This window comes from Allochromatium humboldtianum, assembly GCF_013385175.1.
GTDB classification, from domain to species: domain Bacteria; phylum Pseudomonadota; class Gammaproteobacteria; order Chromatiales; family Chromatiaceae; genus Thermochromatium; species Thermochromatium humboldtianum.
Genome location: NZ_JABZEO010000003.1, coordinates 341,552 through 366,603, shown reverse-complemented (window position 1 = coordinate 366,603; position 25,052 = coordinate 341,552). Strand labels below are relative to the sequence as shown.

Annotated in this window: 26 protein-coding genes; 17 read left to right on the top strand and 9 right to left on the bottom strand. The window is 64.3% G+C overall.

Translation table 11 applies throughout. The features are described 5' to 3' along the window. Positions 1-3: 3 nt before the first annotated feature. Positions 4-441: an SRPBCC family protein gene (locus HW932_RS06420; RefSeq protein WP_176975651.1), complete on the top strand. Its 438-nt coding sequence runs from the start codon at positions 4-6 to the stop codon at positions 439-441. Continuing rightward, entirely contained in the window at positions 434-709 is a 276-nt protein-coding gene (locus tag HW932_RS06415; RefSeq protein WP_176975650.1) for an RnfH family protein, read from the top strand. Before HW932_RS06420 ends, HW932_RS06415 begins: the two co-directional genes overlap by 8 nt. Before the next feature lie 61 nt (positions 710-770). Here HW932_RS06415 and HW932_RS06410 read toward each other — a convergent pair whose 3' ends face one another. The 3 genes from HW932_RS06410 to HW932_RS06400 all read right to left on the bottom strand — a co-directional run bounded on the left by HW932_RS06410 (position 771) and on the right by HW932_RS06400 (position 2,563). Further along, positions 771-1,649, bottom strand: a complete 879-nt coding sequence (locus HW932_RS06410; RefSeq protein ID WP_176975649.1) for a metal ABC transporter solute-binding protein, Zn/Mn family — start codon at positions 1,647-1,649, stop codon at positions 771-773. Positions 1,650-1,697: 48 nt separating this feature from the next. Further along, positions 1,698-1,886 (bottom strand): hemin uptake protein HemP, encoded by a 189-nt coding sequence (gene hemP, locus HW932_RS06405; protein WP_176975648.1) that lies wholly within the window; start codon positions 1,884-1,886, stop codon positions 1,698-1,700. 182 nt (positions 1,887-2,068) lie between these two features. Continuing rightward, complete coding sequence (locus HW932_RS06400; RefSeq protein WP_176975647.1) at positions 2,069-2,563, bottom strand: outer membrane protein assembly factor BamE; 495 nt, start codon at positions 2,561-2,563, stop codon at positions 2,069-2,071. A gap of 138 nt (positions 2,564-2,701) precedes the next feature. Here HW932_RS06400 and fur point away from each other — a divergent pair, with 138 nt between their 5' ends. Beyond that, positions 2,702-3,118: a ferric iron uptake transcriptional regulator gene (fur, locus tag HW932_RS06395; protein ID WP_176975646.1), complete on the top strand. Its 417-nt coding sequence runs from the start codon at positions 2,702-2,704 to the stop codon at positions 3,116-3,118. Between the two features lie 2 nt (positions 3,119-3,120). Here the strand turns inward: fur and HW932_RS06390 are convergent, their stop codons facing one another. After that, the gene (locus HW932_RS06390) at positions 3,121-3,435 is read right to left on the bottom strand and encodes a hypothetical protein (protein ID WP_176975645.1); all 315 of its coding nucleotides are present in this window, start codon (positions 3,433-3,435) and stop codon (positions 3,121-3,123) included. A gap of 383 nt (positions 3,436-3,818) precedes the next feature. Between HW932_RS06390 and HW932_RS06385 the strand changes: the two genes are divergently transcribed. Then, positions 3,819-4,100, top strand: coding sequence for a hypothetical protein (locus tag HW932_RS06385; protein WP_176975644.1), 282 nt, complete (start codon positions 3,819-3,821; stop codon positions 4,098-4,100). A gap of 11 nt (positions 4,101-4,111) precedes the next feature. On the opposite strand, the gene mfd is transcribed toward HW932_RS06385, so the two are convergent. Continuing rightward, positions 4,112-7,600, bottom strand: a complete 3,489-nt coding sequence (gene mfd / locus HW932_RS06380; RefSeq protein WP_176975643.1) for a transcription-repair coupling factor — start codon at positions 7,598-7,600, stop codon at positions 4,112-4,114. A gap of 255 nt (positions 7,601-7,855) precedes the next feature. On the opposite strand from mfd, the gene HW932_RS06375 reads away from it, so the two are divergent. Genes HW932_RS06375 through HW932_RS06340 form a run of 8 tightly spaced genes read left to right on the top strand, consistent with a single transcriptional unit; the run spans position 7,856 to position 15,322 of the window. After that, a complete protein-coding gene (locus tag HW932_RS06375) occupies positions 7,856-8,221 on the top strand; it encodes a response regulator (RefSeq protein WP_176975642.1) in 366 nt (121 codons plus the stop codon). 32 nt (positions 8,222-8,253) lie between these two features. Next, positions 8,254-10,674 carry a chemotaxis protein CheW gene (locus HW932_RS06370; protein ID WP_176975641.1) on the top strand — a complete coding sequence of 807 codons (2,421 nt, stop codon included), beginning with the start codon at positions 8,254-8,256 and terminating at the stop codon, positions 10,672-10,674. Between the two features lie 42 nt (positions 10,675-10,716). After that, positions 10,717-11,220 carry a chemotaxis protein CheW gene (locus HW932_RS06365; protein WP_176975640.1) on the top strand — a complete coding sequence of 168 codons (504 nt, stop codon included), beginning with the start codon at positions 10,717-10,719 and terminating at the stop codon, positions 11,218-11,220. A 10-nt stretch (positions 11,221-11,230) separates the two neighbouring features. Next, positions 11,231-12,079 carry a CheR family methyltransferase gene (locus HW932_RS06360; protein ID WP_176975639.1) on the top strand — a complete coding sequence of 283 codons (849 nt, stop codon included), beginning with the start codon at positions 11,231-11,233 and terminating at the stop codon, positions 12,077-12,079. Positions 12,080-12,091: 12 nt separating this feature from the next. Further along, positions 12,092-12,703, top strand: coding sequence for a chemoreceptor glutamine deamidase CheD (cheD, locus tag HW932_RS06355; RefSeq protein WP_176975638.1), 612 nt, complete (start codon positions 12,092-12,094; stop codon positions 12,701-12,703). Continuing rightward, entirely contained in the window at positions 12,700-13,923 is a 1,224-nt protein-coding gene (locus tag HW932_RS22000; protein WP_176975637.1) for a methyl-accepting chemotaxis protein, read from the top strand. Before cheD ends, HW932_RS22000 begins: the two co-directional genes overlap by 4 nt. A gap of 10 nt (positions 13,924-13,933) precedes the next feature. After that, positions 13,934-14,986, top strand: a complete 1,053-nt coding sequence (locus HW932_RS06345; RefSeq protein WP_176975636.1) for a protein-glutamate methylesterase/protein-glutamine glutaminase — start codon at positions 13,934-13,936, stop codon at positions 14,984-14,986. Between the two features lie 30 nt (positions 14,987-15,016). Continuing rightward, the gene (locus HW932_RS06340; RefSeq protein WP_176975635.1) at positions 15,017-15,322 is read left to right on the top strand and encodes an STAS domain-containing protein; all 306 of its coding nucleotides are present in this window, start codon (positions 15,017-15,019) and stop codon (positions 15,320-15,322) included. 32 nt (positions 15,323-15,354) lie between these two features. On the opposite strand, the gene HW932_RS06335 is transcribed toward HW932_RS06340, so the two are convergent. Further along, a complete protein-coding gene (locus HW932_RS06335) occupies positions 15,355-15,771 on the bottom strand; it encodes a flagellar basal body-associated FliL family protein (RefSeq protein WP_176975634.1) in 417 nt (138 codons plus the stop codon). Continuing rightward, positions 15,768-18,383, bottom strand: a complete 2,616-nt coding sequence (locus tag HW932_RS06330; RefSeq protein WP_176975633.1) for a methyl-accepting chemotaxis protein — start codon at positions 18,381-18,383, stop codon at positions 15,768-15,770. The genes HW932_RS06335 and HW932_RS06330 overlap by 4 nt, the downstream gene beginning before the upstream one ends. A 53-nt stretch (positions 18,384-18,436) precedes the next feature. Here HW932_RS06330 and HW932_RS06325 point away from each other — a divergent pair, with 53 nt between their 5' ends. Beyond that, complete coding sequence (locus HW932_RS06325) at positions 18,437-18,778, top strand: hypothetical protein (RefSeq protein WP_176975632.1); 342 nt, start codon at positions 18,437-18,439, stop codon at positions 18,776-18,778. Here the strand turns inward: HW932_RS06325 and HW932_RS06320 are convergent. Next, on the bottom strand, positions 18,775-19,158 hold the full coding sequence (locus HW932_RS06320; RefSeq protein ID WP_246296685.1) for an Hpt domain-containing protein: 384 nt from the start codon (positions 19,156-19,158) through the stop codon (positions 18,775-18,777). The two genes, HW932_RS06325 and HW932_RS06320, sit on opposite strands and share 4 nt — an antisense overlap. Before the next feature lie 193 nt (positions 19,159-19,351). Here HW932_RS06320 and cysM point away from each other — a divergent pair, with 193 nt between their 5' ends. Genes cysM through opgC form a run of 3 tightly spaced genes read left to right on the top strand, consistent with a single transcriptional unit; the run spans position 19,352 to position 22,249 of the window. After that, the gene (cysM, locus tag HW932_RS06315) at positions 19,352-20,242 is read left to right on the top strand and encodes a cysteine synthase CysM (RefSeq protein WP_176975631.1); all 891 of its coding nucleotides are present in this window, start codon (positions 19,352-19,354) and stop codon (positions 20,240-20,242) included. 33 nt (positions 20,243-20,275) lie between these two features. Continuing rightward, on the top strand, positions 20,276-21,049 hold the full coding sequence (locus tag HW932_RS06310; RefSeq protein WP_176975726.1) for a TatD family hydrolase: 774 nt from the start codon (positions 20,276-20,278) through the stop codon (positions 21,047-21,049). A 24-nt stretch (positions 21,050-21,073) separates the two neighbouring features. Next, positions 21,074-22,249 (top strand): OpgC domain-containing protein, encoded by a 1,176-nt coding sequence (gene opgC, locus HW932_RS06305; protein ID WP_176975630.1) that lies wholly within the window; start codon positions 21,074-21,076, stop codon positions 22,247-22,249. 23 nt (positions 22,250-22,272) lie between these two features. Here opgC and cobF read toward each other — a convergent pair whose 3' ends face one another. Then, positions 22,273-23,046: a precorrin-6A synthase (deacetylating) gene (cobF, locus tag HW932_RS06300; protein WP_176975629.1), complete on the bottom strand. Its 774-nt coding sequence runs from the start codon at positions 23,044-23,046 to the stop codon at positions 22,273-22,275. Positions 23,047-23,351: 305 nt separating this feature from the next. Here cobF and bchE point away from each other — a divergent pair, with 305 nt between their 5' ends. Beyond that, positions 23,352-25,034 carry a magnesium-protoporphyrin IX monomethyl ester anaerobic oxidative cyclase gene (gene bchE, locus HW932_RS06295; protein WP_176975628.1) on the top strand — a complete coding sequence of 561 codons (1,683 nt, stop codon included), beginning with the start codon at positions 23,352-23,354 and terminating at the stop codon, positions 25,032-25,034. The last annotated feature ends 18 nt before the right edge of the window (positions 25,035-25,052 follow it).

The window sequence follows — 25,052 nt, the reverse complement described above, 5'->3', positions numbered from 1 at the left end:
ATCGTGGCCATCGTCAGAAAAAGCGCTCTGGTGCCTTATTCGGCATCCCGCATGTTCGATCTCGTCTATGACGTCACCTCCTATCCGCAATTCCTGCCCTGGTGCGACAGCGCCAGCGTGATCTCCGAGACCGAAGACAAGATCTGCGGTCAGATCGGGGTGCATCGGATGGGGATTCGACAGACCTTCAGTACCTGCAACCGCTTCGAGCGCGATCGGCTGATGCACATCGATCTGCTCGACGGGCCGTTCCGCAAGCTGGTCGGCGCCTGGCGCTTCACCCCGCTGCGCGAGAATGCCTCCAAGGTCGAGCTGGAACTGGAGTTCGAGTTCTCGGGACGGTTGATCGACAAGGCGTTCGGCAGCGTCTTCAATCAGATCGCCAATACGCTGGTGGATGCCTTCTGCAAGCGCGCCGACGAGGTCTACGACCGTGACTGAGTATCTCCAGATCTCGGTGGCCTATGTCGGCACGGACGGGCAGGCGCTGCGGGCGCTGGAAGTGCGGACCGGGACCAGCGTTCGCGAAGCCATCGAGCAGTGCGGCCTGCTCGATCAGTTCCCGGAGATCGATCTCGACGCCAACAAGGTCGGTATCTTCGGTAAATTGGCGAAGCCGGATCAGGCGGTCGAGGAGGGCGATCGGATCGAAATCTATCGCCCCCTGATCGCCGATCCCAAGACGGCGCGCAAGCGGCGCGCGGCCTGAGCCCCCTCTCCCGCGAGGGGAGAGGGGCTGAAAGCGTGCCGGTCGTCCCAGTGACCTGGTCTTACTCGTCGGCGCTCGTCAGGACTCGGGTGAGGCGGCGGATGGCGCCGATGTAGTCGGCGGCCAAGGTGTCGATGACCTCCACCCGTCCGCCGATCTCCTGAGCGACCTGCTCGGCGGCCTTGGTCGACAGTTGGGGTTGGGCGAGGATGACCCGCACGTCTTCGCGTCGCGCCTGATCGATCAGGGCGGCCAGCCGTCGCGGTCCCGGCTCCTTGCCCTCGGCCTCAATGGGGATCTGGGTCAGGCCATAGGTATCGGCGAAATAGCCCCAGGACGGGTGGTAGACCATGAAGCGGCGGTGCTTCAGCCGGTCGAGCCGGGTACGGGTGTCGGCGTCCAGCGCCTTCAGCTCGGCGATGAAATCCGCCAGCCGCGCTTCATACTCGGCGGCCTGCTCCGGGTCGAGTTCGCTCAGCGTCCCGGCGATGCGTTCCGCCATCCCGATCACGAGCGGCGGGCTGGTCCAGATGTGCGGATCCTGCTCGCCGCCGGATTCATGGTGATGATCAGGCTCCGCTCCGTGCCCATGCTCATGAGCTTCGAGACGGCGCCGTGAGATCCCGTCGCTGAGATCCACCACACGGATCTCCGGATTCACGGCCCTGATCCGCTTCATCCAGGCGGTCTCCATCGGCAGTCCGATCCCGAAGTAGACATCGGCCTCGGCCAGCCGCGCGATCTGTCCAGGGGTGGGCTCATAGGCGTGCGGGTTAGATCCGGTGCCGACGAGCGCCTCGACTTGAACGCCGGCTCCCGCGATCCGCTCGACGAAGGTCTGCTGCGGCAGCACGGTGACGAAGACCTGGATTCGGTCCGCACCCAGCAGGGCGGCAGGCATACAGATGAGGGCGATGAACGATAGGAGGCGCGTTCGCATGGTTTCCTCGGAGCGGCTCAGATCGGGTTGGAGACGGACGCGGTCGCTCTACTTGGTCAGGATCAGCTTGTTGTTGCGCGTCATCCGTAAGACATAGCGACAATCACCGTGCTCGATCATCACGAATGGATCGTTGCCGAGCAGCGATCGGACGTCGATCGTGCGCGGTATCGGGGACAGTGCGCTCTTGTGGAGGTGCTCGGGACGGCGACTGGCGGCTGTTGTGGTCGTAGGCATCGTCAGACTCTCAGCTGGGTTGCGCGGTGATTGATGACGGAACAGTCGGATGGGTGGCAAATAGCAATCATTCGCGTTGAAGAGTAAGCGCTGAGTTCGAGCCTGTCAATTATCAATGCATGTCGTTCTCATCTTGGCTGATGCTCGGTTGCCAGCGACCAGCCATCGCGGCGGCGTGGGCTTCAGTCCTTAGGATCCAGTCCAATGGTTTTGAGGCCCTTGCGGATCACACCCTCGCGTGACTCGTAGTCGGGCACCTCGATCAGGAGCTGCTCGGGCGTGCGCGCGGCGGCGCGGGTCGGATCGGGCCGCAGATCGCCCTCGATACGCACCAGCTGATCGTCCTCGAAGTAGAGCGTCAGATCGCGCTGCTCCATCGGCTGATGGCCGCGCCTGATGGTATAGGTGTAATCCCAGCGATCGGTGTGGAAGAAGCTGACCAGCGGCGGCGTACCCAGCACGAAGTTGACCTGACGCTTGGTCATGCCGAGTTCGAGCGCGTCGACCATCTCCTCGGTGAGGATGTTGCCCTGCTGGACCGTCATCCTGTAGACGAAGGGCAGGTTCTCCAGGACCGAGGTCCGCGTCTCGTTCGGCCTGGTGTCACGCGCGCATCCCGTGATGGCGATCGAGACCATCATGGAGCCCAGTATTGGAAAACTGAAAATCTTTCGCATCTTGTCCTGATCACGACTTTGCGCTAAATCAGAGCATCATACCGTAGCGTCCTTCCCGGATCACAGGGGGCGCTGATCCAAGTGGCCGAGCGCGATCGTCCAGGTCGGTCGTGTCGGCCCGTGACCTGGAGAATTCAGTTGGAAAACGAGCAGATCAAACAGGCCGGACTCAAGGTGACGGCGCCGCGCGTCAAGATCCTGAGCATTCTCGAACGCAGCGGCAAGCGCCACATGAGCGCCGAAGACGTCTACAAGGAACTCCTGAGTCAGGACGAGGAGATCGGTCTGGCCACCGTCTATCGCGTGCTGACCCAGTTCGAAGGGGCAGGTCTCGTCTGTCGCCGTCATTTCGAGAGCGGGCAGTCGGTCTTCGAACTCAACAGCGGCGAGCACCACGATCATCTCGTCTGCATCAAGTGCGGCGCAGTCGTCGAATTCCTCGATCCCACGATCGAGACGCGCCAGAAACGCATCGCCGCCGAGCATCACTTCAAGATCGAAGACCACTCGCTCGTAGTCTACGGTCTCTGCCCGGAGTGTCAGGGTAAGCGCTGAATCTACCGGCTGACGTCCAGGTATTCACGCTCGATGGCCGTCTCCAACGCCTGGGTGCCCTTGACCAGTTCCTCGTAGACCAGACGCAGATCGGTGAGTCGTTCGATGTCGGACTCACTCGGCTGGCCGTCCGGGGCCTGGCGGGCGATGTCGTAGAGAGCCCGCAGGTAGCCGGCGCGGGCCTTGGCCACCATTTCGATCACAGGCGTCAGGTCGGAGAGTCTCAGCTCCTCGAACAAGGGGTTGATGGTCTGGCGGTTGATCTCACGAATCTCGGAGTCGATCGCGATGAGCAGGCGTCTGTTCTCGGTGGCCATCTTTTAAGAGTCCTCGATGATTTGGAAAGGAGTCCCGCTCGACCCTGAAACACCTGTGCCAAGGCGGCGCCATCCTCGTCGGCATACACCGCCTTAAGCATAGACCGAAGAGTTCTCAGTGAAACGTCGCTTGGTTCACGAAACATCCGTATGCCGTCGTCGTGATCGCAGCGGCTCGTCTTGGATAGCCGGTTCCCCTACAACAGTAGCGACGGAGTCACGTCGCTCGCATGGCTTGAGCGTCGGGAATTCGTCGCTCCCTAAGTGTTGCGTGCCGGTTTCACTGTGTCGTTCGCGCCAAATCCGCTTGATATCGATGGGGCCGCTGTTGGCATGGTATTCGCGTTGAGGTCATCAGGACAACGACCTTCAGGGGAACCGCCGTGAAATCCAGCAACCACATCGAAACCACGCCCCATGCCATCACGCACTCAGCGCTGTTGCCCGTCGTCCATGTCGAGTCTCCGGAGCGAGCCGGCTGGTATGAGCCGGGCGTCATGGCGATCCGGTTGCCGGCGCTGCCCCCTGAGCCGGAGACGACGGGTGCGGGACTCTATACCGATCTTCAGACCGCCCAGGCGCTAGCCGAGCAGATGCGTCAGCTCATCACCATCTATCGCTTGCTGTACGGCGAGTTCTATGCACGGCCGCAGCCGTGCAACTGAGAGGCCGATGATCAGGCCAGCAACGGCTCCAGTACGCGCCGAACCTCGCGAATTCGCGCTCCGGGTTCGGCCATGTCACGGAAGAATTTGAGCTTGTCGCCGCCTTCCAGCTTGTACTCCTTGGGCCGGCTCTGGATCAGACCGATGAGCCGGGTCGGATCGATTCTGGGCGACTCGGTGAAGAGCAGACGTCCGCTCGTCGGACCGGCTTCGATCTTGCGGATGCCCCAGGGCTGGACCAGGAGCTTCAATTCGGTGATCTCCAGCAGATTCCTGGCCGGTTCGGGCAGGAGTCCAAAACGGTCGATCATCTCCACCTGCAATTCGCGCAGTTCCTCGCGATCCCGTGCGCCGGCGATGCGTTTGTACAGCACCAGCCGCGCCTGGACATCCGGCAGATAGTCGCTCGGCAACAGCGCCGGAATCCCGAGATCGATCTCGGTGCCGTGGTCGAGCGGGCGATCCAGCTCCGGCGCGCGGCCCGATTTCAGCGCCTCGACCGCGCGTTCCAGCAGCTCCATGTAGAGCGTGAAGCCGACCTCGGTGATCTGGCCCGATTGCTCGTCACCCAGCAGCTCGCCTGCGCCGCGAATCTCCAGGTCATGGGTCGCGAGCGTGAAGCCCGCGCCCAGATCCTCCATCGACTCGATCGCCTCCAGCCGTTTCTTGGCATCCGCCGTCATGGCCTTGGTCGGCGGGGTGATGAGATAGGCGTAGGCGCGATGGTGCGAACGTCCGACCCGACCGCGCAACTGGTGCAGCTGGGCCAGACCCAGTTTGTCGGCGCGGTTGATGAGGATGGTGTTGGCCGAGGGCACGTCGATGCCGCTCTCGATGATCGTCGTGCACACCAGCAGGTTGGAACGCTGGTGATAGAAGTCGCGCATGATGCGCTCCAGCTCGCGTTCGCGCATCTGACCATGAGCGACCGCCACCCGCGCCTCCGGGATCAGGGCTTCGAGCTTCTGGGCTTGGTTTTCGATGGTCTCGACCTCGTTGTGCAGGAAGTAGACCTGACCGCCGCGTTTCAGTTCGCGCAGCACGGCTTCCTGGACCAGGGCATCGTTCCAGGGGCTGACGAAGGTCTTGATCGGATGACGCTCGACCGGCGGGGTGGCGATGATCGACAGATCGCGCAGACCCGACATGGCCATGTTGAGCGTGCGCGGAATCGGCGTGGCGGTGAGCGTCAGGACGTCGACCTCGCTGCGCAGATTCTTCAACTGTTCCTTGTGACGCACGCCGAAGCGGTGCTCCTCGTCGATGATGGCCAGACCCAGGTTTTTGAAGCGGATCGTCGGCTGGAGCAGCTTGTGGGTGCCGACCACGATGTCGACGGTGCCATCGGCCAGTCCGTCCAGGACCGCTTTCTGTTCCTTGGCGGTACGGAAGCGCGACAGGCTCTCGACGCGCACCGGCCAGTCGGCAAAGCGGTCGGAGAAGTTCTCGAAATGCTGTTGCGCCAGCAGGGTCGTCGGCACCAGCACCGCGACCTGCCGCCCGCCATGCACCGCCATGAAGGCCGCGCGCATGGCCACTTCGGTCTTGCCGAAGCCCACGTCGCCGCAGACCACGCGATCCATCGGCTTGGGGTCGGCCATGTCGACCAGCACCGACTCGATGGCGCGCTGCTGGTCCGGCGTCTCCTCGAACGGGAAGGCGGCGGCGAAGGCGGCATAGTCCTCGCCGCCCTCGGGGAAGGCGACACCCTGACGCGCGGCACGCCGGGCATGGATGTCCAGGAGTTCCGCCGCCACGTCGTGCGCCTTCTGCGCCGCCTTGCGCTTGATCCGTTCCCACTGATCGCCGCCGAGTCGGTGCAGCGGCGCGTTCTCGGGCGAGGCGCCGGTATAGCGCGAGATCAACTGCAAAGAACTGACCGGGACATAGATCCTGTCGCCGTTGGCATATTCGAGCGTCAGGAACTCGGTGATCAGACCGCCGACCTCCAGCGTCTGGAGTCCCAGATAGCGCCCGACGCCGTGTTCCTCGTGAACCACGGGCGCGCCCTCGGTCAGCTCGGTGAGGTTGCGGACGATGGCGTCGCTGTCGCGTTCGCGTTCGCGTCGACGCCGTTCCTGACGCACCCGCTCGCCATAGATCTGGCTTTCGGTGATGACGGCGAGCCGTGCGTCTTCCAGCAGCAGCCCCTGCTCGATGGGCGCGACCGTGAGGGCGAGCTTTGCGTCACCGTCGAGGAACGCCCGCCAGCCCGACACCGGACGGGCCTGGATGTCGAAGCCCTTGAGTTGCTCGGCCAGTAGTTCGCGCCGTCCGCTGCTCTCGGCGACGAAGAGCACGCGCCGCTCGCCGCCGGTGAGGAAGGCTTGCAGGGCCTGCGCCGGTTGCGCGGCGCGCGCCTGGATGGTCAGCGGGGGCAGGGGATGGGTGGCGAAGTTGCAGGCATCGGCATAGCCCTTGCGCCGCGCGTCGACCGCATCCGGCTGATGGAGCACGCCCGAGAGCCGGTTGAGCCGCCCGGCCAGTTCCTCGGGAGGCAGATAGAACTGGGAAGGCGGCAGCAGCGGACGTTCAGCGTCATGCCGTCGTTGTTCATAGCGCTGCTCGACGCCCTCGAAGAAGGTACGCGCCGTCTCGCGACACTCGATCGACTCGACGACCAACGTATCCTCGGGCAGATAATCGAAGAGCGTGGCCGTCTGCTCGAAGAACAGCGGCAGATAGTATTCCAGCCCGCCCGGCGCTTGGCCCTTGGAGACCTCGCGATAGATGAGACTGCGCTGCGGATCGCCGGCGATGGCGGCTCGATAACGCTGACGGAAACCGGCGATGGCCTCCTCGTCGAGCGGCAGTTCGCGCGCCGGCAGCAGCCGGATGTGGTCGAGCTTGTCCCTGGAGCGTTGTGTCTCGGGATCGAAAACGCGGATACTCTCGACTTCTTCATCGAACAGATCGATCCGCAAGGGAACCTGACTGCCCATCGGGAAGACATCCAGCAGCGAGCCGCGCACCGCATATTCGCCATGCCCGATGACCTGCGAGACGCACGAATAGCCGGCCCGCTCCAGCCGCCGGCGCGTGGCGTCGAGATCGAGCCGGTCGCCGACGGCGAGCACCAGCGAATGCCCGTCGACATAGTCGCGCGGCGGCAGACGCTGCATCAGGGTCGCGCCCGGGACGATCAGCACGCCGCGCTTCAGCGTCGGCAGGCGGTGCAGGGTCAGCAGCCGCTCCGAGATCAGCTCGGGCAGCGGCGAGAAGACGTCGTAGGGCAGGGTCTCCCAGTCGGGGAAATCGAGGATCGGCCGCTCACGCCCGTCCAGGAAGAATCCCAGTTCGGCGCGTCGGGTCGCGGCAGTCTGGACGGCATCGACCACCACCAGCACCAGTCCGGGATGCCGCTCGGCAGCCCCAGCGATGGCCAGGGCCGTGCCGGCGCCATGGAGCCCGCCCCAGAGCCGGCGCTCGCCCGGACGGCGCGGCAGCGGTGGGTCGAGCGGAGAATGCGATTCGGATGGAGATGGGGACGGCGGCGACATCGTGCGGCAAACGACCTCGGGTTATCAGAGTGGCAACAGGCCCGGCGAGCCGATTTTCCTGCCGGATTTTCGCACATGGACTGGCATTCGTCCGAGTCGCCGGTATATAAGGGCGAACCCTGACGGGCGTGAGTCTCCGTGATCGACGGTCGACAACCGTGGCGCAAATCTTCAGTATTACCCCTTTGACCGAGCGGCCGGCTCCGTCGAGCCGTCGGCGATCGGGCTACTCGCAATTTTCAAGGATCCAACGACATGGCTAAGACGATTCTAACCGTGGACGATTCGGCGTCCATTCGACAGATGGTCTCCTTCACGCTGAAGGAGGCGGGCTATACGGTCACTGAGGCGGTCGACGGACAGGACGGTCTGGACAAGGCACGCTCCGGCAAGTTCGATCTCATCTTCACCGACCAGAACATGCCGCGCATGGATGGACTGAGCCTCATCAAGCAGTTGCGCGCCCTGCCGACCTACAAGTCGGTGCCCATCCTGATGCTGACCACCGAGTCGAGCGACGCCATGAAGAGCCAGGGCCGAGCGGTTGGCGCGACCGGCTGGCTCGTCAAGCCCTTCGACCCGGCCAAGCTGCTGGAAGTCGTCCGCAAAGTGATCGGTTGAACGCGCCGCGCCAGAGCTGAGGGGGAAGGGCCATGAGCATCGACATGAGTCAGTTCTATCAGGTGTTCTTCGAGGAGGCCGGCGAGAACCTGACGGCGATGGAGAGCCTGTTGCTGGAGTTGGACGTTCAGGCGCCCGATCTGGAAACCCTCAACGCCATCTTCCGGGCCGCGCATTCGATCAAGGGCGGGGCCGGTACCTTCGGCTTTAGCGACATGGCCGAAGTGACCCATGTGCTGGAGACCCTGCTCGACCGGCTGCGCAAGCAGGAGCTGGACCCGACGGTCGAGATGGTCGATGCCTTTCTCCAGGCCGGCGATGTTCTCAAGTCCCAGCTCCAGGCCCATCAGGAGGGCGAGGAATACGAAGACGCGCGCGTGGCCGAGGTCTGCGAACATCTGGAACGACTGGCGCGTTCGGACGAAGGCGGCGGGGAGGCTCCGGTATCCTCGGCGGACCAAACTGAGTCTGAGACCAAGGACACGGCTACGCACTGGCGTCTCGCGTTCGCCCCGGCCGGTATCGGCCAGGGCACGCCGGGCGAGCGTCAGGCGCTGTTCGAGGCGCTGGGCGAGCTGGGGCGTATTCAGGATCTCGGCGATGGTGAGAGCGAGCGCTGTCTATGGCAGTTGACCTCCACGGCCGGACGCGGCGCGATCGAAGAGATCCTGGCCTTCGTCTGCGAGCCGGGGCAGGTCCAGATCGATACGGTCGAGACGCCTGAAGCGTCGGCTGAAACCGAGACGGAGACCGAAACCGCCTACGGTTTTTTCACCGATGCGCCCGGTCTGCAAGGCGAAGCCTCGCCTGATTCGGCCGCGTCCGCTCCCGAGCCGGATCAGGACGCACTGGGCTACGGCTTCTTCGAGGGCGCGCCCGGAACCGAACAAGGCACCGAAGAACGAGCGGAGGCTCCGGACGCGACCTCGACTCCGGATCAGCCCCAGGAAGCCGATTTCCAGGCCGAGGCCGAGATCCAGGAATCCGACGGCTACGGCTTCTTCCGCAACGCTCCCGGCAGCGAGGCGGCGCTCGACCAGGAACACAGGGGCTATGGACTCTTCGGCGGCAGTCCCGGCATGGAGCGGGTGGCCGCTGTGGCCCAGCAGGATCGACTCGACGACGAACTCGGGTTCGGACTCTTCAACCCCGCGCCCGGCTCGCCCGAGTCGCGAGCGGATGATGAAGCTTCAGCCGCGACCGGAGCCGCCGCCTCGACCAAGTCGGCCCCGACACGCGACGGTCGCGCCGCATCGGGCAATGCCCCCAAACGCCCAGCCACGACCGATTCGTCCATCCGCGTCAGCGTCGAGAAGGTCGACCAACTGATCAATCTGGTCGGCGAACTCGTCATCACCCATGCCATGCTCGCCGACTCGGCCGCTGGACTCGACCCGGTCGTCCATGAGCGCATCATGGGCGGGCTGTCGAACCTGGAGCGCAATTCGCGCGACCTGCAGGAAGCGGTGATGTCGATCCGCATGATGCCGATCAGCTTCGTCTTCAACCGCTTCCCGCGCGTGGTGCGCGACACGGCGGCCAGTCTCGGCAAGAAGGTCACGCTCAAGCTCGTCGGCGAGGACACCGAGCTCGACAAGGGTCTGATCGAGCGCATGGCCGATCCGCTCAACCATCTGGTGCGCAACAGCATCGATCATGGCATCGAACGCCCCGAGGCACGTCTGGCCGCCGGCAAGCCCGAGACCGGCGAGATCGTGCTACGCGCCAGCCATCGCGGCGGCAGCGTGGTGGTCGAGGTCAGCGACGACGGCGGCGGACTCAATCGCGAAAAGCTGCTGGCCAAGGCCGCCAAGCAGGGCATCCCGATGCCGGACAATCCGCCCGACAAGGACGTCTGGCAGCTCATCTTCCACGCCGGCTTCTCGACCGCCGAGCGCGTCACCGACATCTCGGGGCGCGGTGTCGGCATGGACGTGGTGCGCCGCAACATCGAGGACATGAACGGCCGGGTCGAGGTCGACTCGACCGCCGGACGCGGCACGCACATCACCATCCGCCTGCCGCTGACGCTCGCCATCCTCGACGGACTCTCGGTGCGCATGGGCGAGGAGATGTTCATCCTGCCGCTGACCGTGATCCAGGAATCGATCCAGCCGCGCGCCGAGCAATTCAAGACCGTCGTCGGCAAGGGGCGCGTGGCCCAGATCAACGACGAATACCTGCCGATGGTCAGCCTGCACGACGTCTTCAACAGCGGCCAGCCCGAGCCCGATCCGCTCGACGGCATCCTGGTCATCGTCGAGACCAACGAGGGACGCGCCGCCGTGCTGGTCGACGAGCTGGTCGCCCAGCACCAGGTCGTCATCAAGAGCCTGGAGACCAACTATCGCAAGGTGGAGGGCGTCTCGGGCGCCACCATCATGGGCGACGGGCGCGTGGCTCTGATCCTGGACGTCGATGCCCTGGTGCGGCTCAGCCGCCGGGGCGGCTAGCCAAGACCGAACACTCAAACGAGACAAGGGGAGACCGAGATCATGAACGACGAGCGCCGGGAGGGCAGCGCGGTCGCGACCGACAGCGCGCGCGAGTATCTGACCTTCACCCTGGGCGAGGAGGAGTACGGCATCGATATCCTCAAGGTCCAGGAGATCCGCGGCTATGACGCCGTGACCAAGATCGCCAACTCGCCCGACTTCATCAAGGGCGTGATCAACATGCGCGGCATCATCGTGCCCATCATCGACATGCGTCTGAAGTTCCACCTCGGGCAGGTCGAGTACAACGAGTTCACGGTGGTCATCATCCTCAACATCAGCGGGCGCATCATGGGCGTGGTCGTCGACGGCGTCTCGGACGTCATCGCCCTGCGCGGCGATCAGGTCCGGCCCGCACCCGAGTTCGGCTCGGTGCTGGATACGGCCTATATCGACGGTCTGGCCACGCTCGACGAGCGCATGATCATCATGGTCGACATCGAGAAGCTCATGACCAGCCAGGAGATGGGGCTGGTCGACCAGACCCATCTGGCCGTGGCCTGAGCGCGACGACATGGCAGAGAGCGCGGCGGTGAGCCGTGAGCGTGAGTTCCATTTCACGTCACGCGACTTCGAGCAGATCCGGCGTCTGATCTATGAGCACGCCGGGATCTCGCTCAGTCCGGCCAAGATGGACATGGTCTACAGCCGCATCGCCCGGCGTCTGCGCGCCACCGGCCTGACCACCTTCGAGGAGTATCTGGACTTCCTGGATTCCAATCCGGACGAATGGCCGCACTTCACCAACTCGCTCACCACCAACCTGACCTCGTTCTTCCGTGAGTCGCATCATTTCCCCGTGCTGGCCGAACTCGCGCTGGAGGCCAAACGCCAGGGCCGCCGCCCGATCCGGCTCTGGTCCTCGGCCTGCTCGACCGGCGAGGAGCCCTATTCGATGGCCATGACCCTGATCGAGGCGTTCGATTCCTGGACGCCGCCCGTCAAGATCCTGGCGACCGATCTGGACACCAACGTGGTGCGTCAGGCCGCTGAGGGCATCTATGCGATGGACCGGGTCGAGAAACTGCCCGAGGCTCAGCTCAAGCGCTTCTTCCTGCGCGGCAAGGGGGCGCGGGCCGGTCAGGCACGGGTCCGGCCCGAGGTACGCGCCCTGATCGAGTTCCAGCCGCTCAATCTGCTCAGCGAGCACTGGCCGATGCGCGATCCTTTCGACGCCATCTTCTGCCGCAATGTCATGATCTACTTCGATAAGCCGACCCAGGCCAAGATCCTGTCACGCTTCCACCCGCTGTTGCGTCCCGACGGACTGCTCTTCGTCGGACACTCCGAGAGTCTGGCCCATGTCGCCAATCTCTTTCGCCTGCGGGGCAAGACGGTCTACGCGCCTGTGCACACACATTGAAATGGGACCGCTATGCAGCATGGATTCGAGGAAGTCCTGGCGCCGAATCTCTACTACGACCGCCATTTCGAGATGGATGCGGTCAAGATCCTGCCGGGCGAGTACTATGTCTCGACACGCGAGATCCTGATGGTCACGGTGCTGGGTTCCTGTGTCGGGGCCTGTATCCGTGACCGGATCCGGGGCATCGGTGGCATCAATCATTTCATGCTGCCGGACGACAAGCGCGAGGACAACGAGCGCTTCAGCCGTTCGATGCGCTATGGCGACTATGCGATGGAGATCCTGATCAACCAGTTGATCAAGCTCGGGGCGCGGCGCTCGAATCTTGAGGCCAAGGTCTTCGGCGGCGGCAATGTGCTGCCGGGCTTCAAGAACCATGTCGTCGGCGAGCGCAATGCCGAGTTCGTGATCGAGTATCTGACCACCGAGGGCATCCCGGTGGTCGCCAGGGATCTGCTGGGCAATTACCCGCGCAAGGTCTATTTCTTCCCGACCAGCGGCCGGGTGCTGGTCAAGAAACTGCGTAGCATGCACAACGACACCATCATCGAGCGCGAACTCAGTTACAGTGAGACGCTGCGTCGGGCGAAGGTCGAGGGCGAGGTGGAGCTGTTTTCATGAATGTGGCACGGATTCGAGTCGGGACCATCCTGGAGACCCTCAAACCCCATTGGCCGCCGCTGCTCTTCGGTCTGGCGGCCTTGCTCCAGGTTCTGCTGCTGCCGGGGCTGGTTCCGGCCTGGGTCGGGGCGTCGCTGCTGGTCGTGGTCTGGCCGCTGTGGCTCGTCCTGGGGGCGGGAGGCGGTGCGGCCCAGACATCCGCGTGGGACGACGGCCACCGTCAGGAGAGTCCGGACGAGCGTGCCTTCTGGGATCTGGTGGTCGAGACCGATCAGCTCTTCGCGCCCCTGATGGACGAGCTACGCGATTCGGTCCGGCAGGCCAGGGATCTGATCGGCCACGCTGCCGGCGATCTCCACGCCAGTTTCAACGGCCTCTCCGACGAGTCCAAGGCGCAGCAGCGTCTGGTGATGAACCTGATCTCCAGGACCGATCAGACGGGGCAGACCCATGGCGAGCTGATCGATGTCAACGACTTCCTCGAAGCCAACAGTCGGCTGCTCGCGCAGAACGTCGAGCGACTGATCGACATGGGCAAGCACAGCGTCCATGTCGCTCACCAGATCGATGACCTCTCGGCACAGATGGCCCACATCTTCGAGCAGCTCGATGGGGCCAAGCGCATCGCCCGCCAGACCAACCTGCTCGCGCTCAATGCCGCCATCGAGGCGGCGCGCGCGGGCGAGGCCGGACGCGGCTTCGCGGTGGTGGCCCAGGAGGTGCGCAAGCTCTCCCAGGACGCCGCCGAGTTCAACGATCATATCCGCCGGCAGGTCGAGCAGGCCCAACTGGTCTTCGCCGAGACCCGTGAGATCGTCGGCCGCATGGCCTCGCAGGACATGAACGCCTCCATCAGCGCCAAGGGCTCGATGGACGACATGATCGAACAGGTCCAGGAACTCAACGCCCAGATGTCGGTGGGCCTGGATGAATTGAACCGGATCGTCGACCGGCTCCAGGGCAATGTCGGCGCGGCGGTGCGCTTGCTGCAATTCGAGGACATCGCCCGCCAGGTGCTGGAACGCGCCGAGATTCGCATCGAACTCATGGATCGCTTCGTCGCCGAGTTGCGGCGCATCCCGCTCGGTCAGGTCCGTTCGGCCCATGACATCGAACAAGCCCGGGTTCGGCTGGATGCACTGCACGCCGATCTGGTGGCCACCGCCCATCGTGCCGTGAGTCAGAACTCGATGGACGAAGGCGGCATCGAGCTGTTTTGAGGGATCGCAGATGATACGTGTTCTTGTCGTCGACGACTCGGCCCTGATGCGTCAGCTGCTGACCGAGATCCTGGCAGCCGCCCCCGACATCGAGGTCGTCGGCAGCGCCCAGGATCCCTATGTGGCGCGCGATCGCATCAAGGAGCTGAATCCGGACGTGCTTACGCTCGATGTCGAGATGCCGCGCATGGACGGGCTGACCTTTTTGCGCAACCTCATGCGGCTGCGACCGATGCCGGTGGTGATGGTATCCTCGCTCACCGAGCGCGGGGCCGAGGTGACGCTGCACGCACTCGAACTGGGCGCGGTGGATTTCGTGCGCAAGCCCGACGGACCGATCGCCGCCGGAATGCGCGAGTATGCCGACGAATTGATCGAAAAGATCCGGACGGCCGCGACCATCAAGGTCAGACCCTTGCAGGTCGCACCGGCGATGACGGCCGAATCACAGCCTGCACGCGCCATCTCGTCGTTTCGCACCACCGACCGAGTCCTGGCCATCGGCGCCTCGACCGGCGGCACCGAGGCGATCAAGGAGGTGCTGATGCGCCTGCCGCCCGACACGCCGGGCGTGGTCATCGCCCAGCACATCCCGGCCGGCTTCAGCGCCGCCTTCGCCGAGCGCATGAACCGTCAGACCGGGCTGGTGGTGAAGGAAGCCGCCGACGGCGATCGCATCATGCTGGGACATGCCTATATCGCGCCCGGCGATTACCATCTGCAACTCGCCCGCGACGGCGCGCGCTATGTCTGCCGGCTCGATCGCGGCGAGCCGGTCAACCGTCATCGGCCCAGTGTCGATGTGCTCTTTCGCTCGGTGGCCAGGGCTGCCGGCGCCAATGCCGCCGCCGCGCTCCTGACCGGCATGGGCGCCGATGGGGCTCAGGGGCTCAAGGAACTGTATGATCTCGGGGTGCACACCATCGCCCAGGACGAGGCGACCAGTGTGGTCTGGGGGATGCCTGGCGAGGCGGTCAAGCGGGGCGGCGCCGTCGAGGTGCTGCCCCTGCCGGACATCGCCGCCGCCCTGCTCAAGGGGCTGGCGGCCAAGCGCAAACATTGAACAGAAGTGTTATTGACCAGGAGTGTATGAATGAGCGTCACATCACGTATCGATCGAGAGAAGGGCGTGGTGACCATCTCCATCGACGGGCGTTTCGATTTTGCGCAGCACAAGGACTTCAGGAATGCGTATCAGAACATCGCCCCCGGATCCATGCGGTTCGTCGTGGATCTCACCCGGGCGTCCTATCTCGATAGTTCGGCCCTGGGGATGCTGCTCCTGCTACGCGAGCACGTGGGCGGCCATCCGGGCAGCGTGCGCATCGCGGGCAGCAGCGAGGAGGTGCGCCGGGTGCTCAAGATCGCCAACTTCGACAAACTCTTCCAACTCGATTGAGCGTCGGCTCGCGATCGAGCACCCACGGGCGTTCACTGGGCGATGAAGTCGGTGAAGTAGACGGCGCTGACCGCCGGCCGCCCGGTCTGTTCCATCATGGTCTTGCGCAGGCTGTCGAGCAGTTCGATCCGCAATTGCTCGCGTGCCTCCGTGGTCATGATCTGCGCCCCATCCCGGCCGCCGAGCAGACTGATCATGCGGTCGCGCAGACGCGGCATGTGCAGCGTGATCAGGTCGGCGTCGGTCTGGGTTTCGATGAAGAACTGCATGCTCAGTTTCAGATAACTGCGCGGCTTGGCCAGATTGACGATCAGCGGCGGTTCCAGCGCCATGTATCCGGGATAGGGCGACACCGCTTCCTCGCTCGCCTGCGCGGTCAGGGCGACCAGCGGCGCGAGTCCGAGGAACAGGGCGAAGAGATAGGCTGTCTTGCGCTGGGCGACTGTCATCGTGTGACCTCTATGAGTGATGTACGGGCGTCGAGCTTGAAGATGGAGACGGCGTGCGCCAGTTCGCGCGCCTGATCCTCCAGGCTCTCGGTGGTGGCGGCCGCCTGTTCGACCAGGGCGGCGTTCTGCTGAGTCATGGAATCGATCTGGGTGATCGAGCGCGTCACCTGATCGATGCCGGTCGACTGTTCGAGACTGGCGTCGGCGATCTCGGAGATCAGGGCGGCGACCTGATGGAAGCTCTCGACCACCTCGTCCATCTCGGCGCCGGCCTGGCGGGCCAGTCTGGCGCCGCCGTCGACCTTGCCCATCGAGTCCAGGATCAGGGTCTTGATCTCCTTGGCGGCCTGGGCGCTGCGCTGGGCCAGTTGACGCACTTCCAGCGCCACCACGGCGAACCCCTTGCCCTGCTCACCGGCACGCGCGGCCTCCACGGCGGCGTTGAGCGCCAGGATGTTGGTCTGGAAGGCAATCGAGTCGATGACGCTGATGATGTCGGCGATGCGCCGGCTCGATTCCTGGATGCCGTCCATGGTACCCACCACCGAGCGCACCGTCTCGCCGCCGCGCTGGATGCGCTGGTTGGCCGTCGACGCCAGTTCGTTGGCCTGCTGGGCGTTCCGGGCGTTGCGCTGGACGCTGGTGTTGAAGCGTTCCATCGAACTCGCGGTCTGTTCCAGCGAGCCGGCCTGCGACTCGGTGCGTGCCGAGAGATCCAGGTTGCCGGACGAGATCTCCTGCGCGGCGCTGTTGATCGCGGTACTCGACTCCAGGATACGACCCACGACCTCGCGTAACTGTTCCAGGGTGGCGTTGGTGTCGGATTTCAGCCGACCGAAGGTGCCCTCGTACTCCGCCGTGATGTCCTGACTCAGATCGCCCTTGGCAATGGCGTTCATGACGCGCGCCAGATCCCCGAGTCCGGACGAGACGATGCCGAGCAGTTGGTTGAGTCCCTCGCTCATGCGTCGGAAGAAGCCGCTCTTGCCGCTGAGGTCGAGACGACCGCTGAAGTCGCCATGTACCGCCGCTTCGACCACGGCCGAGAGTTCGCGTTCGATGGCGACTTCGTTCGTGCGGTCGGTCCATTCGACCACGGAACCGAGCCGTTTGCCCTGTTCATCGAGTACGGGATTGGCCACGCGCCGGAACAGCCGCCCGCCGAGCTGGATTTCCTCGATCCGCTCTTCGGTCAGTGCGGAGAGGGATGTGTCGTGCCCGTCGGTCGCCGACTGGGGCTGGAGCGAGGCGAAGGGGCTGCCGAGCAGGGCGTCGGCGCGGAAGCCGGGCAGAGCGCGGCGGATGTCGGACTCGGCGTCGTGCATGAGCCGGGTCACGGCGGCGTTCATGTAGATGATGCGTTCGGCATCGTCGATGACCATGACGTTGGTCGAGGCCTTGTCGAGTGCGCTCTGGATGCGCCGGCTTTCGGCGGCGAGCCGGCGCTCGCTCTCGATGCGTTCGCGCAGTTCCTGCTGCATGTGCTTCATGGCCGCGAGCAGGCTGGCGCCGTCGCCGGAGCGCAGCGGGATGTCCTTGTCGAGCGCGCCGTCGGCGATGGAGCGGGCGACCGCGACCGCGAAGGCCGGTTCGCCGCCCATCTGGCGCAGGATGCCGCGCACGATCAGCACGCCGAGCCAGAGCGTGGCGAGCAGCGTCAGTCCGGTCAGGAGCAGGAAGGCGGCCAGGGTGGTTCCGGCCCGGCGTGCCTGTTCGCTCACGGCGTCGGCGATGTCGCGTGAGAAGCTTTCCTCGACCGTGCGCAAGCGGTCGATCTTGGCGGTGATCTGGTCGAACCAGAGTTCGGGCGGATAGAACAGTTCAGCGCCGACGCCCAGATCGCGCACCATCATCTCGACCTGTTCGACCTCCTTGACGCTGGCGTGATCGAGCGCGGATTCGAGCGCCGTGCGCTGTGCGGGGGTGGCGAAGGCCAGGGTCAGACGCTGGAAGCTCGCCTGATCGCTGATGAGCGTCAGCAGGATCTCGTAGTTGGGGGCGGTGATCCGTCCGGCGCTGAAGGCGCCCGAGAGGATCGCCCGTTCCTGACCATTGCGTTCCTTGAGGTAGAGTAGGGCGCTCTTGGCATTGGCCAGACGCGCGATCCCGGCGTTGGGCAGTTCGTTGCCGGAGCGGGTGGCGACCTCCAGCAGATCGGCGATGGTGTCGCTGTAGATCTTGAACGACTCGGTCGGCGGTACGGCGAGCGAGTCGATGCGCGTGCGCAGTTCGGCGACCCGATCCAGGCCGGTGATCGCGGCTTGCAGCAGTCGGCTGTATTCCGGCGGCGTTCGCGCCAGATCGACGGCGGCGAATGCGGCGCTCAGGCCGGTGATCTCGCTGTCCGAGGCGGCGCGTTGTCCCGGCAGGCGATCGGCGAACTTGGCGCCCCGGCTGGCGAGGAAGCCGGCCGACATACCGCGTTCCTTCTGTAGCTCATGGGCCACCTCGCCCAGAGCCGTCACCAGCGCGGCGATGTCCTGGGCATGCCGGACCTCGCTGATTTCGGTCGTCAGGCGCGTGACGCCGATCAGCGTCAGGATCACGAGCGCCAGGGCGGGAACACCGGCGAGCAGCAACAGCTTGGTTTTGATCTTGAGACGATTGAGCATCTTGAATGGGTGGAGCGGTTCGGCCCTTTACGGCTTGATTAAAGAGCGAAATGATGACACAGATCGGCACGGTGGATGGGGGATCTTCGGCGCGGAAACCGGATGTCGCGACCGCGATGCGGGATCTGATCCGGCGCGTGCGCGCCGATCTGCCGTTCGAGGCACCCGAGGCTCAGGTCTGCACAGGCGTCTGTCAGGGCTGCTCGCGCAAGCTGCTCGATTTCCTGGAGAGCGAACTCGACGACTGGGAGCAGCGGCTGGGTGCCGGTGAGCGGCCTGGGCTGAGCGATCTGTCGCGGCTGATTCAGGCAAGCCGCAAGGTGCGGCGCGTGCTGATCCGCAATGGGCTGGTCGAGGATGGTGGCACCGTGTCGTTAGGTGTGACGGAGCGCTAGCTGTTTGCTGGGCAGTCGGCGCTCATACAGGATTGAAGGCGTTCGGCCTGAGTCTCGACACTGGCAAAGACCTCGATGCAGCGTGTGCCGTCACCAACCCGCGCAGCCCGCTCCAGCGCTTCGATGGCCGCATCCAGCGCCGGCACGCCGCAATAGCGGGTCGCGCCCCGCACTTGATGGGCATACTCGGCCAACCCCAGCCAGTCGGACTCGGCCAAACAGGCACGCAGCGCCTCGAGTTCATCCGGCAGTCCCTCCAGTAGCGCCGCCATCAGATCGGCAGCGAGTTCGGCATCGCCACCGGCGAGTTGGAGGGCGAGATGCGAATCCTGGATGAGATCGTTTTCCTTCGCCGGCGTGGGGTCGATCATGTCGGTCATGGGTTTCTCTCCGTTCCAACCAGATCCAGACCAAGACTCTAGCGAAACACGTATCGTCGGTCCAGATCGAATCCGCTCATCCGGCCAGTACGATATGGAATGGATTGAGTGCCGGTTGTCCGGTTGGGGACGATTCGAGACTGTGCCATCATCGAACCTATCAGCAACCGATCCGTTTTACAGCGAGACACCCATGTCCCATTCAACCATCGAAGACTATGTGGGCCGCACCCCGCTCGTTCGACTCCAGCGCCTGCCCGGCGACACCGACAACCTGATCCTGGTCAAGCTCGAAGGCAACAACCCGGCCGGTTCGGTCAAGGACCGCCCGGCGCTCAACATGATCCGCCGCGCCGAGGAGCGCGGTGCCATTCGCACCGGCGACACCCTGATCGAGGCCACCAGCGGCAACACCGGCATCGCCTTGGCGATGGCCGCCGCCATCAAGGGCTATCGGATGCGGCTCATCATGCCCGAGCACATGAGCGAGGAACGCCGGGGCGTCATGCGCGCCTTCGGCGCCGAGATCGTGCTCACGCCCAAGGATGGCGGCATGGAGGCGGCCATCGATCTGGCTATCGAGATGGAGGCGCGAGGGGAGGGCATCCGGCTCGATCAGTTCTCCAACCCCGACAACCCAGCCGCCCATTACGAGACCACAGGCCCCGAGATCTGGCACGACACCCAGGGCCGAATCACCCATTTCGTCAGTTCCATGGGCACCACGGGCACCATCATGGGCACGGGCCGCTATCTCAAGGAGCAGAATCCGGAGATCCAGATCGTCGGCGTGCAGCCGGACGAAGGCTCCAGCATCCCCGGAATCCGGCGCTGGCCCGAGGCTTACCTGCCGAAGATCTACGACCCAGCGGGCGTCGACCGGATCATCGATGTCTCGCAGGGCGTGGCCGAACAGACCGCACGCGATCTGGCCGCGCGCGAGGGAATCTTCGCCGGCGTCTCCTCGGGCGGAGCGGTCGCGGCAGCGCTCAGGCTCTCGCAGGAAGTCAGCGGGGCGGTGGTCGTTGCCATCGTCTGCGATCGCGGTGATCGCTATCTCTCGACTGGGGTGTTCCCGGCCTGATCGACTTCTGATGCCGAATAGAAAGACATGACCATGCTGATCGACTCGCACTGCCACCTCGACCGGGTGGATCTCAAGACCCATGACCAGGATTTCGGACACCTGATGCGCGCCTGCGCCGAGTCCGGCGTCTCGCGGATGCTCTGTGTCGGCATCGACCTCGAAGCCTATCCGGCGATGCGCCGTCTGGTCGATCCCTATCCCGAGGTCGATGTCTCGGTCGGCACGCATCCGAACGAGAAGGGCGGGCAAGAGCCGAGCGTCGAGCGCCTGCTCGAACTGGCGGCCGATTCGCGCGTGGTCGCCATCGGCGAGACTGGACTCGACTACTATCGACTCGAAGGCGACGATGCGTCCGGCCAGCAGGCGCGCTTTCGCACCCATATCGCCGCCGCACGCGCTTGCGGCAAGCCCTTGATCATCCACACCCGCGAGGCGCGCGCCGATACCATCCGTCTGTTGCGCGAGGAAGACGCGGCAGCGGTCGGCGGCGTGCTGCATTGCTTCACCGAGGACTGGGAGACGGCGCGCGCCGGGCTGGATCTCGGCTTCTACGTCTCCTTCTCAGGCATCATCACCTTCAAGAGCGCCGAGGCGTTGCGCGAGGTGGCGCGCCAGGTGCCGCTCGATCGCCTGCTCATCGAGACCGACTCGCCCTATCTGGCCCCCGTACCCTATCGCGGCAAGCCCAATGCACCGACCTATCTGAAACACGTTGCCGAGTGCATTGCCGAGTTGCGCGGTCTGGAGGTCGAGCGTCTGGCCGAGGCGACGGCGGACAATTACCGGCGTCTGTTCGATCGTTGATACACCTGTGTCGGACTCGACGAGATGAGCACCTCGACGATGGTCTATCCGACCTCAGGCGACGGACGCGATCTGCGCATCGATCTGCTGCGCGGACTCATCATGGTCTATCTGATCATCGTGCATTTCGAGCTGGCCTCGGCTTTGAGCCTCTTTGCCTGGGACAGGCTGGCGTTCGTCTCGAGCGCGGAAGGCTTCGTATTTCTGTCTGGCATCGTCGTCGGGATGGTCTATCGGCGCCGGATGGAGCGCGACGGGCTGGCGGAGGCGACACGCCTGCTGTGGCGTCGCGCCTGGCAACTCTACAGGGTGAACCTGTTCGTGATCGCGAGTCTGGCCGTGCTCAGGCTGGTTCCCGGCGTCAACGTGTTCGAGCTGACGCACTGGATCAATCCTTGGTCCGGCGAGTCGTTTCCGCTCTACCCGCCCGCCGGGACCGTCTGGTGGGAGTACGTGGAGCAGATCCTGCTGCTGCGTATCGGTCCGCATCAGTTCCAGGTCATTGGGCTGTACGTGGTCCTGCTGGCCGGCGCCCCGCTGGCGCTCTACCTGCTCGGCCGGCGCCTGACCTGGGTCGTGCTGCTGCTGAGCTGGGGCGCCTATGCCCTGAATCACTTTCTGCTGCTCAAGCTGACCGGTGCGCGCTACGAATACGCCTTTCCGACACTGACCTGGCAACTGCTGTTCTTCAATGGTCTGCTGATCGGGTACCATCGCGACCTTACCCTGGAGTTTCTCGCCGGGCCGGCCAGCCGTTGGCTGGTCTATCTGTGCGTTGCGCTGCTGGCGGGATTTCTGTTCCTCGCCAACAACAATCCGCATCCGCTGTTCTGGCCCTGGGGGCAGATGGATTTCATCGATCCGCGTACTTTCGGTGAGATGTATCAGCGCTGGTTCCTGAAGACCCCGCTGGGTCTGGGTCGGCTGCTGAACGATGCGGCGGCGTTCATCGTCGCCTATCATTTGCTGAGCCGCTACTGGAGCCCGGTCGAACGGGTTGTCGGCCGGCTTTTGATCCCGCTGGGCCAGAACTCTCTGTACGTGTTCATCCTGCACATCTATGTGCTGTTGCTTCTGTACAATACGCCGCTGCCGGCCCTGGATCTTTTTTGGCTCAATACAGTGCTCCACATCGGCGTGATCGCGTCTATCTGGCTGATGGCCGAACGGCGTTTCCTGTTCTCCATCGTGCCGCGTTGAGGGGAGCCGGACGCACGGTTCGATCAGGCATCCGACTTCCGTCGTCGGCGCAGGAGATAGATGTCCAGCAGCCAGCCCTTGTCCTCGCGGACGCGCGCCTTGGTGCTCAACAGCTCGTCGAGCACCGTATCGACCGGCCCGGATGCCAGCACTTCGTCCGGGCACCCCAGATAGCCGCCCCAGTAGACGTCCATGTCCTGCCCTGTGAAGCGCTGGAAGGAGGCGTTGTAGTCGAGCATGACCACGGCGTTGTCGATCTCGGCCGGGTCGCAGTGCTCGACATGGCGGCCGGTGGTGATGGTGATCGATTCGCCGACGCGGTTGAGCGGGATCCTGTGCTTGGCGGTCAACACCTGGATCGAGGTGATGCCGGGGATGATCTCGAAGTCGAGCGCGCCGCCGGACGCTTCGGCCAGCTCGGCGATGATGGTGACGGTCTGGTCGTAGAGCGATGGATCACCCCAGAGGAGCAGGGCGCCGCTTTGTCCGTCCTCCAGTTCCTCGTCGATCAGGCGTGCGAAGAGCCGGCGTTTGGTGTCATGCCAAGCGCGCACCGTCTCCCGGTAGCCATCGGGGAGCGTGCGCCGCTCCGGGCTGGTCGCCGTGACGACCCGATAGTCCGTCTCGCCCAGATAGCGTTCCAGGATGTCGTGGCGCATCCGCAGCAACTCGTCCTTGCCGCGCCCCTCCTTCTCCAGCATGAAGAAGACGTCGACCCTCTTCATCGTCTCGATGGCCTGGATCGTGAGATATTCGGGGCCGCCCGGACCCATGCCGATCAAATACAAGCGTTTCATTCGGTGCCAAATTGTGATGGGCACGCCGCCGGAGTCTCTGATGGATCAAGAGCCTCGGGCAGGTGCGTTGATGGACAGGTCGGTTCGCGCCACCGATAGCGTGGCGATCCAGGCGAGTCGTTGGTAACATTGCCCGCTTGAGTCCCATTCGGTCCGCGCGCTGGCGCCAGGGTCTCGATACCCCGCGTCGCTCCAGGGTTGCCTGGACGGGCGCGACCGACGCATTCTCCTTATCTGTGGCCGAGCCGCCGCCGTCCTTAGAGGCGTCCGTGACCGACCCTTCATGAGACAACCCGGAGCTGACGATGCGAATCCTCTTTATCCACCCCAACTATAGCGCCGGCGCCGCCGACATCGCCGGCAACTGGTCGCCGGCCTGGGTCGCCTATATCGCGGGCTATCTGAAGTCGGGTGGCTATCAAGATTACCATTTCATCGATGGTCTGGTGGACAAGCTCGACGACGACCAGATGCGCGAGGCGATCCGTGCCGCCCAGCCCGACATCATCGCCACCACCGCGATGACGCCGATGATCTATGCCGCCCAGCGCGTGCTGCAGATCGCCAAGGAAGAGCATCCGAACGCCATCACCGTGCTCGGCGGCATCCACGGCACCTTCATGTACGAGCAGGTGCTCGGCGAGGCGCCCTGGATCGATGTCATCGTGCGCGGCGAGGGTGAGGCTGTTACCCTGAACTTGGTGCGCTGCATCGATGAGGGCCGCTGGCCGAACGAACGCGAGTCCGTGCGCGGCATCGCCTTCCTTGGCGAGAGCGGCAAGGTCATCGCCACCGAGGCCGAACCGTCGATCAAGGACGTGGATTCGATCTGGCCGGACTGGGGCATCCTGGAGTGGAAGAAATACATCTACATCCCGCTCGGCGTGCCGGTCGCCACCCCGAACATGGCGCGCGGCTGTCCCTTCACCTGTAGCTTCTGCTCGCAGTGGAAGTTCTGGCGCGACTATCGCGTGCGCAATCCCAAGCGCATGGTCGACGAGATCGAGGAACTGGTCAAAGTCCACGGTGTGGGCTTCTTCATCCTCGCCGACGAAGAACCTCAGATCAACAAGAAGATGTTCATCGAGTTCTGCCAGGAACTCATCGACCGCGACCTGGGCATCCACTGGGGCATCAACACCCGCGTGACCGACGTCATGCGTGACGAGGATCTGCTGCCCTTCTACCGCAAGGCCGGTCTGGTGCACATCTCGCTCGGCACCGAGGCGGCGGCTCAGCTCAATCTCGATCGCTTCGTCAAGGAGACCACGATCGAGCAGAACAAGCGCGCCATCCAGCTCCTGCAGAAGAACGGCATCGTCACCGAGGCGCAGTTCATCGTCGGTCTGGAGAACGAGACCCGCGAGACCCTGGAAGAGACCTACCAGATGGTCATGGACTGGGGCGCGGACATGGCCAACTGGTCGATGTACACCCCCTGGCCGTTCTCGGACATGTTCGCCGAGATGGGCGACAAGGTCGAGGTGTTCGACTATTCGAAGTACAACTTCGTCTCGCCGATCATGAAGCCCGACAACATCGACCGCGCCGAGCTGCTCGACGGCGTCATGGCCAACTACCGGCGCTTCTACATGCGGCGGATGTTCTTCCAGTATCCCTGGGTGCGCGATCCCTTCCGCCGCAAGTATCTGATCGGCTGTATCAAGGCGTTCCTCAAGAGCGCGATGGAGCGTCGCTTCTATCAGCTCGGCAAACAGAACTACTGGGGGCCGCTGTTCAAGAAGTTCATCAAGTTCGAGTACGACAAGAACCGCTCCAAGATCGTCGAGCCGGATCACAACGCCTGGAAGAAGGCGCCGCCGGCCAAGCGTCCGGCGGTCGTCAGCGCGGTCGGCGCGGCGCCCCAGGCCTGCGCCGGCGGCAGCCCCAAGGCATGCGGCGGCGGCGACGAGCAGATGACCGAGGAGCAGATGGAAGCGGTCGCGCGCGCCAGCGCCGGCCAGTCCAAGCAGGCCGAGGTCGCCTGATCCGGTGTAGGGTGCGCC